Source organism: Campylobacter sp. 2018MI13, assembly GCF_018501135.1.
Lineage (GTDB): Bacteria > Campylobacterota > Campylobacteria > Campylobacterales > Campylobacteraceae > Campylobacter_E.
On record NZ_JAHCZC010000380.1, the window covers coordinates 1 to 204 of the forward strand.

Below are 204 nucleotides of genomic sequence, written 5' to 3' on the forward strand. Positions count from 1 at the left end.
ACCATCATTCATAGCCTTAATTACTTCATCACACACTAAATAAGCACTCATTTGCGGTAATTCATCATAGCTTTTTCCTTTTGGGCTTGGGATTAATACACGCTTTTCATTAAGAAATTCTTTCTCTACCCCGCCATTAAAGAAAAAGCTAACATGGGCATATTTTTCTGTTTCTGCTGTGTGAAATTGCCTTAAATTATTTTT

At 33.8% G+C, this 204-nt stretch carries 1 pseudogene; it reads right to left on the reverse strand.

Going from position 1 to position 204, the window contains the following annotated elements:
- Nucleotides 1–204 (reverse strand): annotated as a pseudogene (locus KJQ99_RS11595) (2,3-bisphosphoglycerate-independent phosphoglycerate mutase); the annotation flags it as partial.